Genomic DNA, 16,201 nt, shown 5'->3' with positions numbered 1-16,201 from the left:
ATTATGAAACTAGGTTTCTATGCGGTTTTGGGAAAAAGAGATTATCTCAAGCTAAATAACAAAAAAGTTGGAATCTGGGAGCTAACTGAATACCAGCCAGCTGGATGGTTATGTTCGCTCTTCATAAAACCAGAAATCATACCGCAAAACTGCCCAATCATCCATGACTGCGGTGCATTTGGCTACCGTGAGCAAGACTACCCCACCATCAACAGTCAATATGTTGACGCGCAATGGGCAGCCAACCGATATCGAGAGCGCAGCTGTGAGGGAGATACTGTAGTAGCCCCCGACAACCTACTTCTGGGAAATATTAACTGGCGACGGCAATATAATCTAGAACAGGCACAAATTTTCATCCGGATAGCCCAAGAAAAACTGCCCGACAGAAAACCCCTCGCTACCATTCACGGACTGTCAATTCAAGAGAAAATTGAATATGGGATAAAACTTTATCAACTGGGATACAAATGCTTGGGGATAGGGGGGTTGGCACAGCAAGTAGCATCCCATATCATGGAGACAACCAATCCCAATGTAGAAATTATCTTCCTTACTGGCAAATTATACCGACAGCAAGTAATTCCTATCTTGCAAGCACACAATTACACCACCAGGACTCCGATGGAAGGTTTAGGTATTGGTCAACAAATCAAATGGTTATTAAATCAATTATCAACACCCAAACAACTTAGTCTCAAGCTATAAAATGATAATTAGCTGGTTCTTGTTTAAATCAAGAACCAGCACGCCTACACTTGTGTTAAGAAGATTGTTCTAATTAACCATATTTTTATATAAACTAAATCTTTAAAGAAATATTACTAAATATGCGTAATCGAACTATTGACATTGGAGAAAAGTTTGGTTATTGGCAAGTCATCGAAAATCAAGGGACAGAAATACTATGCCAGTGTACAGCATGTGGAACAAGAAGAGATGTATTTAAATTTAATCTTCTCAACGGCAGAACAAAAAGCTGTGGCTGCATTAAAAAAGGAAACCTACTAGAAATAGGACAATCCTTCGGCAAGTTAACAGTAATTGATAACCAAGAAATACAACAAGCAGGTAGATTTGTAAAAGTTCTAGTACTTTGTAGCTGCGGAACTGAGAAATCTGTCTACAAGCATAGCTTAATTGCTGGTAATACCCTAAGCTGTGGCTGTGCAAGAAAGAAGCCAATTAAAATAACAAGCGAAAACCCAAGAGAATACCACTCATGGAACTATATAAAACAAGTTTGTTATAATAAAAAACACCCTTTTTATAAAAAACATGGCGGTTGTGGAATCGAAGTACATCCAGATTGGAAAGATAATTTTAACCAATTCTTTTTAGATATGGGGACTGCTCCCAATAATACAATTATCGCCCGTATCGATCCCACTGGGAATTATGCACCTGGCAATTGTTTTTGGAGCAACCGCAAAAAATATTGGCAAGAACTCGAACGAGCAGAAATCAACAAATTTATCAAAAGTTTTTACACCAGCACAGGTCAAGACAAAAAGGTAAAGATATCTGAATCAACTATTCGCATGATACTACTGGAACACATGAACGGGGAAGCCAATATAAACAACATTGCTCGCAAATTTAACATCTCTAAAGATGATGTATTAAATATAATTATTAATATATAAATTACCACTTCATATTTACATACAGCACATTGCAAGTAAATGAAGTACAACGCTGTTGTCTAAAAGCCAGACATAAAACCCTTTTTACTTCTGACTTCTGACTTCTGACTCCTGAATTCTGCTGTATAAGTGGATGAAATTAAAGAAGAAGCACACCTAATTTTCAATTTACAAAATGCTGCTAACAATCAACCGCTTAAAGATTTGCAGCCATGTTTAGGAGCAAGAGGACATTTAGTCATCGCGTGCGAGTAGCATTGGAACTAAAATGTACGCTAATGACTAATTCCTGCGATAACAATAAAATTTCTACCTTCTTCAACGCCTCATTGTCACCGTTTATTCAGACAATGAGTGCATTTTTCCTGTGATAAAGATTCTTACCACAGGAATAGGCACGTTTAAGGTCTCTGGCTCGAACTCATGTACAGTATGCATTTTGGGCTTAACGTACATTCCTGTTCCATTGCTACTCACGGGCGGTCATCCTCAAACAGTCATAGGCATTGACAGCAACAGACTACACTCATGCTCATGCATGAAAAGATACTTCAGCAGGAGAAGTTCATTTTCTCACCAATTTCCCTCAAGTCGGAAAATATAAACTTTGGGGTCAGTTCAATCGTAATGGCAAAATCGTCACTACTGATTTCTAGGTCAATGTGCAATGGCTAAGTTGAAGTTTCATTTTGATTTCATCTTAATCTTCTATAATAGCTGGAAAAGGTTTAATAAGCTTACTCCTCAACTACCACACCCTCATCAGGCTTTCTAGTTGTGCCACCATAGTATGACTATAAGCCTGATTTTTTTTAGCTCGCATAGACCGACAACCCATGCCAAACCAGACGAGAACTTTGTTACCCGGATGACATTAGACATCTCCAAAATAGAAGCGTTCTGTGGTAAAAGAGTATAAAATTAACTTTTTTACCACAAGAATATGAGTGACACACTCAAGAACAACGAATGAGTGCAGTCAGCAGAATTGCTATCAATTCTTTTGCCAGTTTCAACTTTTTGTAAATTACGTTACTCCGTAACAGATATCAATAAACCACTTGCCTAAATTTGGTAAATTCTCTTGGGTAAAATTAGTCAAGCGTTCGATTTTGTTCTCAATTTCTTGCATAGCTTTTTTAGTGAAACGCACTCCGGTAGAGTAAGTTTGCGTGACCAACTTAACAACTGGATGCTTACCATTCCAAGTCATAGTTTTAGCAAAATATAATGCAGTTTCTATCTCATCTAAAATGCTACCATTCCAATGATTCTCTAAAACTGCCCAAGTTCGTTCAATGGGATTATACTTGCGCGAGATATGGAGGATAGTATGCTAAACGTAAATTGAGTTGATATTCGTGAGAAAATTCAACTATGCGTTTCATAAATTGTGTGCGCCGCGAATTATTCTCTCCTCCATTATCCTGATTGATAACTAAGGTTTTTATTTGAGGAAATCGCCAGCTTTCTGATTTCCAAAAATCCGCTAAAATATCAACAATAAAATCGCTCGTTACTTTGGATTCTGTAAAATACAAAAATAGCTCGTCAAGCTCTGGAAGGAATATACCATAAGGAGTCAGGCTTGTTTTTGGATGGAAGTCATGGTCATCAGTTTCCGTCGGAACTCGATTTCTACCACCACGGTTACGGGGTCTTACACGTAAAAAATCAGCCAGCCTTACTACTACGAGTACTCGTCTTGTCTCATAGATCAATCAAACAAAGGCTGGCTGATTTTTAGGGGACAATGCGTCAAACGAGCCAATATTTACACGGGCTTTCGCATCTAGACTTAAGCGTAAAATACTTGGGTCATCTGAAGCCGATTGATGAACTATAGCTAATTGCTCAAAAATTGCATCTGTTTCGGGAATTTTTTTTGAGGCTGAATTTTGGCAACCCGTTTGAGGCGATACCCTAAATCATTTAACTTAACACGAATTGTTTCTGAAGTTGGTAGTTGTTCATCATTATAACCAAATTTCTCAATTAATTGATGTCTGACCTCAGTAGCTCCAAGGCGTGTGTAAAGCCTTTGACTTTTAAAGCTTGGGTCTATTTGGCTTTGAGAATCAACCAATGTTTTGATATCATCTAAAAGATTGGGGAGGTGTTCTTCTACTTTTTTACGTCCTCTACCCCGATAATTATCAATACAAGTAATACCACTATTTAATTCTTTAATTCCTTTCCCAATAGTTACACGATTCCATCCCAACTCTCGCTCTGCTTTAGACTGTTCGCCGTATCCTAATGCTACAACTGTTTGTGCGATAAATTTACGTTTGGCTGCTCCTTTTAATTGCTGTGCGGTTTCCTTCAACAACTTTTTTAGTGAATCCGTTAATTGTATTGACACCTCTAGACACCCAAAAATCGAATCATCATTGAATTTACTACAAAAAGGGGAAGGGAGAGGCTGCCGTTAGCAGCTTCTCCCTTCCTCTTATAATGATTATCATTATTATAAGTTATATATTTTATTTTCTGGAAGTCCCTAAACAAATGTTGCAATCTGCATTTGATGGGGGTATCCGTCCAGCATCGGTAGTTACGGATGAAGTCTATGAGAGTGATGGCAAATTTTGGTTGTGGTTGGAGAGCGAACATCAACAGCCGTAGTTGCAGACCTTTGGTGTGAAACATTCAGTGTCATTATCGAAAACCAAGTTTCCTTCTTCTGTGCTAAGTACAACTCTAATACTTACCTTAACCGCAGTTTGCCTTCAGCCCTCGCTACCTATCGCAATATGAATAATTTTTATTAACCAGGCAAAATTTCATCTGAATTTCATAGCGGTCTGTCAAGCTAGTTGAGTGAAGGTTTATGCATTAAGAATGAATCGCAATCTAGTTGACATAATATTATTAATCTGACACTTAAGATGAAGAGAACACCGATTTACACTGCTGCATTTGCTCTGGTTACCACAGCTTTAATGTCTCCTAACTATGCAAGTACCAAGACAGACGATAGTAGGGTTCCTGATGTTGATAATAATGTGGAATTTCCTTCCAGTCCTAGTCGCTGGCGTATAGTTAAACATACTTTTCGAGTACACATTCCCCAGAATAACAAAGCTCTTTCTCAGATAATTATTGATGTTCCATCTACTGTAGCTGTAAGTAACGATATTGTTGTTTCGGATGAAAATGGTCAAAAAATTAACACTAATGTTTCTGTAAATGGCAGAAGAATCATTGTAAATTTTCCGGAAACAGTTATTGCTAACACCAAGCTCCTCATTGAATTCAATAAAGTAAAACAACCAGTTAATGGTCCAGCCTCTGTTTACAGCCTTTCGGCTAAAGCCGTTGGCAGTGACGTAGAGATTCCTGTGGGTTTAGCTCAGTTTTCTACATTTTCATCTATAAATTCTGACAACAAGCACTAAAATTTCATCTTAATTTCATACTGACCTGTCATTCTAGTAAATAGAGGAAGTCTACCTATGAAGGCAAAAACATCCCAACAGGTTAACCCGCCTACGGCGAGTAAGCTGTCTAACTTTCCCCAAACAACGGGTAAATGTCGGGGGTAGTTAACTGTGGCTTTACCAAATTGTGATGCAGATGAATGAACCTAAAATTTAGCTGACTTAGTTGATTTATAGGGAATTAAATATGAAGAAATTACTGATGTACACTGCTGTATTGGCTCTAGCTACTGCACTCTCAATTCCTGCTACCCATGTAAGTGCCAGGAATGATGATAGTAATGTTACCCATATTGATGGAAACGAGCAATTTGCTCCAACCCGGCGGGGGCTTGCTAGACATACTTTCCGGGTACACATTCCCAAAAACAGTAAGGGGGTTTCCCAGCTAAGTATTGAAGTTCCAACCACTGTAACTTTAACTAATGATATTGATGATATCGATGTAGTAGATGAGAATGGTCAGAAAATTAACACTAATGTTTCTGTCAATGGGAAAACTATACTACTATCTTTTACCGAACCAGTTGCTCCTAACACTGACCTAGAGATTGACCTCAATGATGTAAAACGACGACATCTTGGTAATAGTTATGTCTACCGCTTCAGGGCTAAATTTGCTGGCAGTGATGCAGAAATACCTATAGGTGTAGCTAGTTTTCGTATGCATCATTAACCCTATCGTTATCTAGTAATAAATCAGTGTAGGTACTAATCTTGCCAAAGTTTTTTATGAAAAAGTTGATTAACACGGGTGCAGTCTTTTTTCAGTAACTTCTTCGGCTTCTTCGGATGTTTGATAACGGGGTCACTATTAAGGGTAATTGAACGATGAAGGTGCTACCTTTACCAAGTTCGCTTTGCACATGGATGCTACCGTCGTGAGCCTGAACAATTGCAGTCGCGATCGCCAGTCCCAATCCCGCTCCGCCCGTGCTACGCGAGCGATCGCTATTCACACGATAAAAGCGATTAAAAATCCGCTTCTGCTCACCTGGTGCAATGCCAATCCCCGTATCTTGAACCTCAATCACAGCATGACTGTTGTTGCGCTTGAGAAAGCAATTGAGTCTCATAAAAAAGATATGAAAAGCATCATCACAAAACATAGGTCTGGTTCCCAGGCGGAACTAATCAAAGACCTTAACCCTGTTATTAGGGGATGGGTTACATATTACAGAGTTTCAGACGCCGGAACTAATGGGGATTTCGCCCGGTTAGATAGAATAACCTATCTTCGATTAAGAAGATGGGCTAAAAGACAAACCGGAAGCACTAATAAAGGTCATCAGAAATATTGGAAAACCATCGCTGACAATCATTGGGTATTCACCACGCGACCAGACAGTAACGGTTTAAAGTTACTAACACATATCGAATTTCACTCAAGTGTAAACGATTATGTTAAAGTCCGGGGTGATAAAAGTCCATATGATGGTGAGACTATTTACTGGAGTTTAAGGTTAAGCAATCATCCTGATTTACCTACTACTAAAAGAAATCTTCTTAAACAACAAAAAGGTAAATGCATGGGATGTGGCTTACATTTTAATGAAGGTGATTTATTGGAAATAGACCACATTAATCCCATTTCTTGCGGAGGTAAAAAGGAATGGAAAAATCTCCAATTACTACATCGCCATTGCCATGATGTTAAAACTGCCACTGATGGCAGCCTGAAGTCCCGTAATGACAAAAGGGAAACACATTGAGTAGCCGTGTGTAGTGAAAAATTACAAGCACGGTTTCGGATGGGAGGGGTGGAACAGTAATGTTCCCCTCGACCCTATCAAACGGAAATAGAGGCTGAAAACGCTTACCAATTCTAGGTTTCAGCTTTTAATGCTCTATTTAAACCAAACAGTCGAATCCAGCTTTACCATCCTCACTAAACTCTGGATTGAGTGTGTGAGTTAACCGAGTTTTTTCAGGTTTTAGTTCAAGTCCTATACCAGTTAACCATTCCGCAATAATTTCTCGGCATCTTTGGACAACAGTTTTGTTTTCGTGAAGTACCACAAAATCATCTGCGTATCTTATTAAGGATAAGGATTTAATCCTATCCTCTTCCTTCATAGCTACCCCGTTTGGGTATCTAAGTTTTAAGGTTTTTGCAAATTCTTTAATGTGGTTTTCTAAACCGTGCAGAGCAATATTGGCTAACAATGGGGAGATAACTCCTCCTTGTGGCGTACCCTCAGATGTAGCGGTGAATACTCCATAGTCTATTACTCCGGATTTTAGCCAAGCTTTTATTTGTTGCCTGACCTTATCTTTCCTGTTCAACTTCTGGAGCAGTACTTCATGGTTGATGCGGTCAAACAAACCCATTAGTTAATGCCCATCTCAAGAACCCATTAGAAGACTTAACCCAAATAGAAGTCACTGACGTGATGCACCCGTTGTTTGGGCGGCGGTTTGCTGTGGTGTCTTTATCAAATCCACCAAACGGTGCTGGTCATGTAGTTGTGGCTTATCGGGGTTATATGCGATTACGCATTCCTGTATCAGCAACGCAATTAGTCCCTCCTCAACGATATTTAAGTACTAAGCTCACATTAGAAAGTGTGACTGAGTTGGTCACGCTGGCTAAGCAATGTGAGGTTTTATGTCAATCCAACCGCGTGCAATCTGGAGCCGACTCACTCCGGAGCTCCAACAAGCGATCGTTGACGAACTCCAAACCGTCTTCGAGGAGGTAATTTATGACCACATCCGAATTAGTAACACGTCACCACCTGACCCGCAAAGCGATAATTTACATTCGTCAATCTACGCCGCACCAATTACTCAGCAACCAGGAGAGTCTCCGTCTGCAATATGCCCTACGTCAACGAGCGATTGAACTGGGCTGGTCAGACGATAATATTGAAGTAATTGATAGTGATTTAGGAATAACTGCTGCCACTGCACAACAGCGACCAGGCTTTAAGGAACTATTAGCCCAAGTGACGTTAGGACTGGTAGGGATTATCCTTTCTTATGATGTTACCCGCCTGTCGCGCAATTGCTCAGACTGGTATCCCTTGCTGGATCTGTGTGGTTACAAAAGCTGTTTGATTGCTGACCGGGATGGTGTTTATGACCCTGGTAGCGCCAACGGTCGATTGTTGCTTGGACTCAAAGGACAAATCTCAGAGGTAGAGTTGCATACGATTCGCTCTCGCTTAAATGCGGGGATTCTCAGCAAGGCTCAGCGTGGTGAACTGGCACTGACTTTACCTGTGGGTCTAGTTCGTGATGAGCTGGGAGTGGTGCATAAAGACCCAAATCGTGAAGTGATTGACCGAATTAATTTGGTGTTTGAGATTTTTGGGCAGCGCAAGTCAGCTTCCAAAGTGTTGCAGATGTTCAACAGTGAAGGGCTGTTGCTTCCACGAAGGAATCGATTCGGCGATATTGTCTGGCGCAAGCCGAGTGTGGCGGCTATCTTGTCAATTTTGAAAAACCCTGCCTACGCTGGTGCGTTTGTATATGGACGTACACGTACTCTTAAAAGGGGCTTGGTTTCAAATCAGCCACAACAAAAGCATCTGCCAATGGCAGAATGGAAGATCCGAGTCAATGACATATATCCGGCTTACATCAGTTGGCAAACCTACGAGCGGAATCAGGCACAGCTTATGGACAACTATGCTGAGTATGACCGTAATAAAACCCGTGGTATCCCTCGCCCTGGTGCAGCATTATTGCATGGGCTAGTTTACTGTGGCGAATGTGGCCACAAAATGGTTGTGCAGTACAAAGGCGTAACCCGCTATATTTGTAACTACTTGCGGCAGCAGTATCGTGTACCTGTTTGTCAGTATATTCCTGCTGATGTAATTGATGAGTACGTAGTCAATGCCTTTTTAGAAGCTCTGTCGGCTGTAGAGCTAGATGCTTATCACAAAGCTGTCAAAACCCAACAGCAGTCTTTAGAGACAGTGGAACGAGCGCATTCTCAACAAATCGAACGTTTACAGTATCAAGTAGCACTAGCCGAAAGACAGTTTAATCGAGTTGACCCGGATAACCGATTGGTAGCTGCCGAACTAGAACAGCGTTGGGAAAATGCTTTACGTGAACTAAAGCTTGCCCAAGAAAACTATGCTCAACGTCAGCAGCCTCAAACAGTAACTCAGTTACCAAAAGAACTCAAAACTGCTTTTATTAACATTGGGCAAAGGCTCCCCGAACTTTGGCACACTGGCACCTTAACCCAAGTGCAAAAAAAATCTCTGCTACGCTGTCTCATCGATAAAGTTGTCATTCATCGTCTTGTCCGCGACACAGTTCGCACTCGGATTATTTGGAAAGGAGGTGACACTACTACTGTTGACCTACCAATTCCAGTAGGTTCGTTGGCTGAACTTACTAATGCGGACGAATTGGAAACTCAGGTTGTTGCTCAAAGCCTTCAAGGTATTGATGACCAAGTTATTGCTCAACAACTGACGGCACAAGGTCATCGGTCGCCGCTACGCACAACTCTTTTACCCAGTACGGTCAAAACTATCCGGCTTAAACATCGCATTTTTCAGAACCGTAGCCAGTCTCATCCCCGTCAAATTTCAGGTTATCTCACGGTTCCCCAAGTTGCCAAGTCTTTAGAACTTTCACCCCACTGGATCTACGATCGCATTCATAAGGGAACGATCGCCATCAGCAAGGACGAATCAACAGGGCTTTATCTTTTCCCTGATGTGCCCGATACGCTAGAGCAATTCCAAAAACTTAAAGCTGGACTCGTCTACAACTTGCGTTTTTGATAGGAGTATCAAGATGTCTAATCAAAGCATTGCGAAATATCTGCATCTAGTACAAATTTTGCTTTTGATACTATGCAGTTTTTGATATGCTTGATGGCATCATGGCATGACCTGCCTTGTCGAAACCCGTAACTGGATGGCTCAAATCGAGCTTCCCATTCCGGTTCTAAGGTAGCTTTTACTACAGCTTGTAGGGCACGGTCGAAAATAGTGGGTATCGAAAGCGGGCGTTTTTCGGCTTTCCCTGGTTTAGGTATCCAAACTCTTCGTGTAGGTTTGGATTTGCCGTTTATTCTTAGCTCTTTTGCTAGGTTCAGACGTGCTTCTGGGGACAAGGATTTAACCCCATCCACTCCTGCGGTCTTTTTACCTTGATTGTCTTGCGTTACCCTTCTTACCGCTAGTACCTTATTCGACCAAGACCTCATTAAGGTTTGCTGGAGTTTACGAACTCGCTTAATATCACCACAACGCGAAGCGGCGTAAATGCGTTTTTGCAACTTAAAGACGTATTTCTCGACTTTGCGCCAATTAATACTTCTCCATCCCTCAGTATTCTCGGTTGAATCTGCTAAACGGCGTGTTCATTGCTACTTGCACCTCTAGCTCTATCCACATTGCGGGTTACGTCTGCGTATCCCGGACATTACTCCATCCCTTTTCAGGCTTTAACCGTTACTTCGGTTTGGGCATTTGCTTCTTAACCCATCCCTCCCAAATCAAGCATTTAGTTTGACTACTTACCTATGTATCGACCATCATAGGAGCTAAAATTTGGGTTATTTCGTTCCTGATATCCATTGTTTTGAGTTTTTAGAGGATGCCTATCCACCGGGGTTCTAGGAGGTGCGTTGTTTCGGTTGCAAGAACCTAACAGTCCTTACCCTATCGGTTATTTCCGAACCAAGGTGTGTCCGTAACACAAGCTTATATCCCGGGCGTGAGATATGACGATGGCGAGGGCGGCATTTCGTTTGCTCTCCCCATGAACTCTTGCTTGCGGCTGGTGCTTTCAGCAATTACCACCAAAAAACCGCTTTCATCCCCGCTTTACAGATTTGATAGTCAGTCTCTTCTGTAGGGGCTACGATGATTGGTAGTTTATGTGCTTTCAACCCCGCACCAGGGCAATAGGACTTGGTTTAAAATTTCACCTCACCTACATCGATATCAAGTTGTCATTAGCAGAGGATTAAAGTGCGTTCGCGTTCGCGTAGCGTGTCCGAAGGACTCAGCGTGCGCCCCGCGCATACTCAACCCCTGATGGAGTTACTCTACTAAAGCCTGGAATCCTCCCAATGGGTTTCTCCAGAACGAATCGCACTTGCACGTATCCCGGCTGTACCCCATCACCTTCTGAGTTGGATAAAACTCTGGCTTGTCCTGTGTCTGGTTCCCAAATGGCAATGGCTGAATTAGTTGTCCCTAAATCAATCCCTAAAACATCTACCTCACTCACTGTCTACTCCCCTTTTAATTTTAAATTTTTTAATATGTATAGCAACTTAAACCGCAAGCTGTACCTATCCATAATTTAGTCTCTTTATCTTCACCAATGCTGATGGTCAGTGCTGTAACTCGATTTGCCCCTAAGCCACTATTGTGGATGTTAAATTCGTTAATTTTCCTGCTATTGCCCTGACTTAGCAAACAAAATAGCCCCCTATCTGTCCCAACCCATAAACTGCTATTGTTTCTATCCGATATCAAGGCTGTTATGATGTGGTTATCAAGCTCAGGTATTGGTTCCCAATTGTCAATATTACCTACATATAATCCCTGACTTGTACCCACCCAAACCTGTTCCGACTCATCTCTATTAATTGCTAGTAGCGATCGCACATCTGCGCTGCCTAAGTTACCAGTAATTGGAGTCAGTCGTTTTGTATCAGTTTTATATAACAACAATCCTGCCGAAGTACCTAGCCAAACATGGTCTGTGACAGCTTGGGAAATTGCTTGCAGCCATCCCCTCACAGGCAGTTTTTTGTTAGAAATTACTTGTAACCAAGCTGAATCTTTGTACTGATAAAGACCATCTAACCCAACTGCCCAGTAGCGATCGCTTCCAGCAGTTAGGGTTAAAATTGGTTCAGAAATATTGGGCGCGGTTTGCAGTTCATTCTGCTGTTTTAAGCTATGTAAACCACTACTCCAACTCGCAACCCAAACAGTTTCTTGGTCTTGGCTGGTGATGATAGCGCGGATATCTTGGCCAGCAAGTTGTCCATAGCGTCGCCAACTTTCGGTAAATAAGTCATATCGAAATAAACCCTGTGCCGTTCCTATCCATAAAATAGAACGGTCTGCAAATTGTTGCACTGATAGTGCTTGCACTAAACTGCTGAAAGTGGGTGGAGATTTTTCACGGGAAGCTAACCCAATGACATCAGGGGGATTATCTGTTAAATGCAAAAGTATTTGTTTGTTCTCGCCGCGCAGTAGTCCATCATGAGTACCAATCCATACTTGATTATCACTACCAACTAACAAACTGGTAACAGGAGTATTAAATCGCTTTTCTCCCAATGGTGTCCAACTTGTTTCTGTTGCTAAACCCACCTGTCCACCGCAAGCTGCCCAAACTCCTTGCGGATGGGGAGCTAGGGCGGTAACTTCGCCAGGATATGTAGTATCAATTTTATGTGCTTTGTTGGTTGTCAAGTCGATGCGTATAAGTCCGCGAAAAGTGCCTAACCACAGGTTTTCACCTTGACGAACTAGCGTGAGAACATCTGGCTGTACGCTGTCGCTAGTACGTATCCAACTAGCATTTTTGTAATTATAAACGCCTTGAGCATTGCATAGCCAAATATCATTTTCGTTAGCAATGGTCATTGCTCTGGGAGGAAACCCAGCAGGGGGTAATTCAATTAAGGGTTTGCGGTCTGGAGTGTTGATAGCATAAATACCGCTAGCAGTTCCAGCCCAAAGTTTACCAGTAGAGTCCAAGGTTAAACAACTTACCCTTACCTCGCCCAGAATGCGGTAAGGTCGCCAAGTATCATTTTTTAGATAATAAATTCCAAATTGTTCGTGAGCAGCCCAAACTTGACCTGCACCATCTACGGTAACTGCTAACACTGAGTTACCTGGCAAACCATGTTCGCTGGCGTATCTAACAAATCGGTTTAATTCCAGCTTCCAGTGCAGTATCCCTCCCCCAGTCGCCAACCATAAATTTCCCTGTGTTGGGTCAAAAGCTAAAGAGCGCACATGGCGCTGATTTGCCAAGTTACTCCATTCTACAAACGCTTTATCACTGGGTTGTTCTTGTTGCGGTGCAGTATCAGCAACGGGGATGGGCAAATCTTCTACCCCTACTGGCACAGGTAAATCAAGTTGGTAGTCTTTACTACTCATAATCTGTTATTGCTGGTGAGTCCACTGCTGTAGACGGGTTTCCCGTCGCAGGCAAGTGGCGAACCCGAAGGGTGATGCGCCCCCACTCCTCTTTTAATTTGTCTAACTCAGCTTGTAATTCGTAATTTTGGTCTTGCTGCTGTTCGATACATTGATTGAGAAAATTATGCCAGTGTTCTTGACTTTTTTGCTGTTGCTGCCAAAGTCCGTAACGTGCATCTTTATACAAACGTTCTGTTGCTTGCTTTAAATTTTGTAGCTGTCGGTTTAACGCATTCTCCCAAATCTTCAGACGTTGGTATTGCTGTGTCAAGTTTTCTTGAGAGTTACGAGTTATCCAAACTACTCCCCAAGGTAATTCTTCTAAAACATCAGCTAAACTGGCGGTAGCGTCACTGCATAAACCCTGGAGATTAGCGAATAACTCTGCATCCTCAGCGTTGACATCAGGATCTAATAACCGAAAAATATGCTCCAGTAGCATATCTTTATCAATCGCTTCTGGGTCTTTTTGGGTAGATTCTGTTGTTTGTTCTTCCTGGTAGAGAAAATTATCGTTTCCTACATCCTGCTGTTGGGTGTCGTCTTCATCCTGGGTGAAACGTTGAATTTGGCTACGAAGAGAGGCAATTTCTACTTGCAAGCGCATTGACTGGCGACGTAATGCACCAACTTCCACCTGAAATTCGTTATAAGCTGCTGCGAGATTTGTTTCTAGTGGTGCAATTGTTTCCCGTGCATTAGTAATTGAGGAGCGCAATTGTTGCAGTTGCGTCAGTAACTTATCTAATTCTGCTTGGGTAATTGCTGAGGTAGATGGGTAGTTTGTCATTAGGCGACACCTACTGTAGCCAAGGGTTGAGTTAGTCGATAGTAAGGCGGACTATAAAGACCATAAGCCAGACCTAAAGGGTTATTGTACTCCTCTATAAAATATCTGCGGGTAGCTTGTAAGGCTTCCCCAATTGTCATTTGTTTATCTATAAAAAATGTATAAAATTGTTGAGCAAACGCCGCAGCAAACCGGTCAGGAACGGGACAAGCAGTTGCAATTACTGCCTCAGCACCCCGCTTAATAAACATTTGGGGTAAGTTAAAAGTTTTGCGTAAGGCATCAGTACCACCTGCTGACTGACAGGCATTTAGAAAGACTAATGGTTGGCACTGAAATCGTTTATCTTCTCTTACCAAAATGAAAGATATAGCTCCTAATTGAATCACTAAGGGTTCGCCTTCTTGTCCTTCATCCTTTAACAAAGTAAATAGCAGCGTATCAATATCTAGTTCTTCTGACAGACAATGACATGCAAAATGCAAAATATTATGGTTAGCTTCTATGAAATAATCAAGTAGGTTTTCTCCACTTTCAACCCCTATTAATTTCCCTGCTGCCGAAAGAAGAGAGCATCGGCTATTTTGGTAACTGCGAATCAGTTTTTGAATTAGCAGCCATTCTTTTTGATGAGCTTCTCGCAGTCGATGATGCAGACAAAACATCATATCTAATGGTGTGGTTCTGTCTGCCAAAAAGCGAGAGATATCTTTTTCGGGAGTAAGAATTCGAGCGGGAGTGTAGCGCAGTCCCCAAAACATTTCTGGATTAGCTTCTTGATAATTATCCCCTGCATAGAGTACTTCCCAAGGAAAAAGTACCCGCTCAGATATAAAGGTGGGCGCTGGGATTTCACTACCCATCATTTTACAACGACCTTCGATAAGTTGACGGGAGCCTTCTTCTTCAAAAAATCTGCGGTAAGCTGCTAAACCCCACTTTGCCAGTTCTTTCATTTCTTGCTGGCAAGTTTCCGCATCTAATTTGATGCTTTTGGCTTGATTAATTGCTTTTTCTAGTCTCCAAAAAGACTCTAAAACATTATTTGTAAATTTTAGAAGTTCTTCATCACTAGCACTTATTTTAAACTTTTGCCAACCAATATTATAATAATTTTCTTTAGGGATTACAATTGGTAAAAAAGATGCCATCGTTTGATGGCGAATAGCGCTACTAATACCGCTCATTCTTCCCTCCCGTTTTCTATGTTGAGAGAGAAATTTAGGTTATGAATTGGTCGCATCCCATCTGCAAAGTACACCTGAACTAAAGCTGAGGTATCAGTAATTTCATTAGGTACAACTAGGGTAAACCAGCCTAAATAATCACCTTTAGCAGTAAGTGTCATCGTGACGGGCAAATCTGGAATCACTTGCAGACCATAGGTTACGATATGTACCTGTAAATTTTCAAAGAGGAGATTCTTTGCTACCTCGATAACTCTATCTTCATGCCACACAGGGGGATTTCTTCGCAGGGTAACACGAAAACGAGCGATCGCACCAGGGGGCAATGGGTCATCAATTTCCCGTCCTATAGGTTCGACAATGGCATAGCCATCACCAGGAACGGGATGGTAAGGACGCGCCATTGGGTCGCCAAAAAGAACGTAGGCTAGCCAGTCGAGGGAATCAGGCGCAGCTGCACGGGCTAACTGACGGCTAGTATAAAAAGCTTCGCTCAAGGAAGCGCCAGCCCACAGACGGTTGTAGAAGCAGCTAATAAAAGCAGCTTCTACTGCTGGTTCTACAGCCCAGAGGGAACCTGTAAAGCCGCTACATCCAGCGCGGATAAAGGCGGATGCCCATGTGTTTTCTAATGCCGTCAATTCTGGTGCATCGGTTTTCACGTAACTCAAGGTGACAAATGGACGATTGCGCCGCAGGTTTAGTTTGGCGGAACGCATTTGGAGTTCTATGTCTTCTGTGTCGTTGATATTATCTAAGGTTACGGGAGCGTTACGAAGGTCTGCATCTGAGGACTGACTGTAGCGAATTAAATGCAGACCCCGCATAGCCTCAGTGGAATCATGCAATACACCTGCTGGTAAAGGCTGGGGTAGAGGTGCGCCGGGGGCTTCGAGGAGAGTAGCCCAAAGTTGGGGTTGTTCGACGTTGGCGTAATGAGCGATGTTAACCGTACCTAGGGGAAATTCGTAGGGTTTAG

At 42.0% G+C, this 16,201-nt stretch carries 14 protein-coding genes and 3 pseudogenes; 6 read left to right on the top strand and 11 right to left on the bottom strand.

Going from position 1 to position 16,201, the window contains the following annotated elements:
- Positions 1–3 precede the first annotated feature (3 nt).
- Both MAS10914_RS0101010 and MAS10914_RS0101005 read left to right on the top strand, forming a co-directional pair.
- The gene (locus tag MAS10914_RS0101010) at positions 4–708 is read left to right on the top strand and encodes a DUF6884 domain-containing protein (RefSeq protein ID WP_017314051.1); all 705 of its coding nucleotides are present in this window, start codon (positions 4–6) and stop codon (positions 706–708) included.
- Between the two features lie 122 nt (positions 709–830).
- The gene (locus MAS10914_RS0101005; protein ID WP_017314050.1) at positions 831–1,646 is read left to right on the top strand and encodes a hypothetical protein; all 816 of its coding nucleotides are present in this window, start codon (positions 831–833) and stop codon (positions 1,644–1,646) included.
- A gap of 1,027 nt (positions 1,647–2,673) precedes the next feature.
- Here the strand turns inward: MAS10914_RS0101005 and MAS10914_RS31375 are convergent.
- A pseudogene (locus MAS10914_RS31375) lies at positions 2,674–3,295 on the bottom strand (ISAzo13-like element transposase-related protein); the annotation flags it as partial.
- A gap of 108 nt (positions 3,296–3,403) precedes the next feature.
- Positions 3,404–4,005, bottom strand: a pseudogene (locus MAS10914_RS0100990) (ISAzo13-like element transposase-related protein); the annotation flags it as partial.
- A gap of 532 nt (positions 4,006–4,537) precedes the next feature.
- On the opposite strand from MAS10914_RS0100990, the gene MAS10914_RS0100980 reads away from it, so the two are divergent.
- Together MAS10914_RS0100980 and MAS10914_RS0100975 are read left to right on the top strand one after the other, a co-directional pair.
- Entirely contained in the window at positions 4,538–5,047 is a 510-nt protein-coding gene (locus tag MAS10914_RS0100980) for a DUF2808 domain-containing protein (protein ID WP_017314048.1), read from the top strand.
- A gap of 229 nt (positions 5,048–5,276) precedes the next feature.
- The gene (locus tag MAS10914_RS0100975) at positions 5,277–5,765 is read left to right on the top strand and encodes a DUF2808 domain-containing protein (RefSeq protein ID WP_026082253.1); all 489 of its coding nucleotides are present in this window, start codon (positions 5,277–5,279) and stop codon (positions 5,763–5,765) included.
- 91 nt (positions 5,766–5,856) lie between these two features.
- On the opposite strand, the pseudogene MAS10914_RS29210 reads toward MAS10914_RS0100975, so the two are convergent.
- Positions 5,857–6,147: pseudogene (locus tag MAS10914_RS29210) on the bottom strand (sensor histidine kinase); the annotation flags it as partial.
- On the opposite strand from MAS10914_RS29210, the gene MAS10914_RS29205 reads away from it, so the two are divergent.
- The gene (locus tag MAS10914_RS29205; protein WP_084786295.1) at positions 6,127–6,801 is read left to right on the top strand and encodes an HNH endonuclease; all 675 of its coding nucleotides are present in this window, start codon (positions 6,127–6,129) and stop codon (positions 6,799–6,801) included. The pseudogene MAS10914_RS29210 and the gene MAS10914_RS29205 overlap by 21 nt on opposite strands.
- A 139-nt stretch (positions 6,802–6,940) precedes the next feature.
- On the opposite strand, the gene MAS10914_RS0100965 is transcribed toward MAS10914_RS29205, so the two are convergent.
- Together MAS10914_RS0100965 and MAS10914_RS36080 are read right to left on the bottom strand one after the other, a co-directional pair.
- Positions 6,941–7,420, bottom strand: a complete 480-nt coding sequence (locus MAS10914_RS0100965) for a reverse transcriptase/maturase family protein (RefSeq protein WP_017314044.1) — start codon at positions 7,418–7,420, stop codon at positions 6,941–6,943.
- Positions 7,421–7,471: 51 nt separating this feature from the next.
- Positions 7,472–7,603: a hypothetical protein gene (locus tag MAS10914_RS36080; protein WP_269635038.1), complete on the bottom strand. Its 132-nt coding sequence runs from the start codon at positions 7,601–7,603 to the stop codon at positions 7,472–7,474.
- Positions 7,604–7,794: 191 nt separating this feature from the next.
- On the opposite strand from MAS10914_RS36080, the gene MAS10914_RS0100960 reads away from it, so the two are divergent.
- Positions 7,795–9,840 carry a recombinase family protein gene (locus tag MAS10914_RS0100960; RefSeq protein ID WP_017314043.1) on the top strand — a complete coding sequence of 682 codons (2,046 nt, stop codon included), beginning with the start codon at positions 7,795–7,797 and terminating at the stop codon, positions 9,838–9,840.
- Between the two features lie 17 nt (positions 9,841–9,857).
- Here MAS10914_RS0100960 and MAS10914_RS29200 read toward each other — a convergent pair whose 3' ends face one another.
- The 6 genes from MAS10914_RS29200 to MAS10914_RS0100930 all read right to left on the bottom strand — a co-directional run bounded on the left by MAS10914_RS29200 (position 9,858) and on the right by MAS10914_RS0100930 (position 16,070).
- The gene (locus tag MAS10914_RS29200; RefSeq protein WP_232224073.1) at positions 9,858–10,340 is read right to left on the bottom strand and encodes a reverse transcriptase N-terminal domain-containing protein; all 483 of its coding nucleotides are present in this window, start codon (positions 10,338–10,340) and stop codon (positions 9,858–9,860) included.
- 731 nt (positions 10,341–11,071) lie between these two features.
- Positions 11,072–11,299, bottom strand: coding sequence for an Hsp70 family protein (locus tag MAS10914_RS36075; RefSeq protein ID WP_017314041.1), 228 nt, complete (start codon positions 11,297–11,299; stop codon positions 11,072–11,074).
- A gap of 29 nt (positions 11,300–11,328) precedes the next feature.
- Positions 11,329–13,203 carry a ligand-binding sensor domain-containing protein gene (locus MAS10914_RS0100945; RefSeq protein ID WP_017314040.1) on the bottom strand — a complete coding sequence of 625 codons (1,875 nt, stop codon included), beginning with the start codon at positions 13,201–13,203 and terminating at the stop codon, positions 11,329–11,331.
- Entirely contained in the window at positions 13,196–14,035 is an 840-nt protein-coding gene (locus tag MAS10914_RS0100940; protein ID WP_017314039.1) for a hypothetical protein, read from the bottom strand. The genes MAS10914_RS0100945 and MAS10914_RS0100940 overlap by 8 nt, the downstream gene beginning before the upstream one ends.
- Positions 14,035–15,222, bottom strand: coding sequence for a CHAT domain-containing protein (locus MAS10914_RS0100935; protein ID WP_017314038.1), 1,188 nt, complete (start codon positions 15,220–15,222; stop codon positions 14,035–14,037). Before MAS10914_RS0100935 ends, MAS10914_RS0100940 begins: the two co-directional genes overlap by 1 nt.
- A complete protein-coding gene (locus MAS10914_RS0100930) occupies positions 15,219–16,070 on the bottom strand; it encodes a CHAT domain-containing protein (protein WP_156818056.1) in 852 nt (283 codons plus the stop codon). The genes MAS10914_RS0100935 and MAS10914_RS0100930 overlap by 4 nt, the downstream gene beginning before the upstream one ends.
- Positions 16,071–16,201 lie beyond the last annotated feature (131 nt).

The sequence above is a fragment of the Mastigocladopsis repens PCC 10914 genome (assembly GCF_000315565.1).
In the GTDB taxonomy this organism is placed as follows: Bacteria; Cyanobacteriota; Cyanobacteriia; order Cyanobacteriales; family Nostocaceae; genus Mastigocladopsis; species Mastigocladopsis repens.
This window is presented reverse-complemented; position numbering and strand designations above follow the sequence as displayed.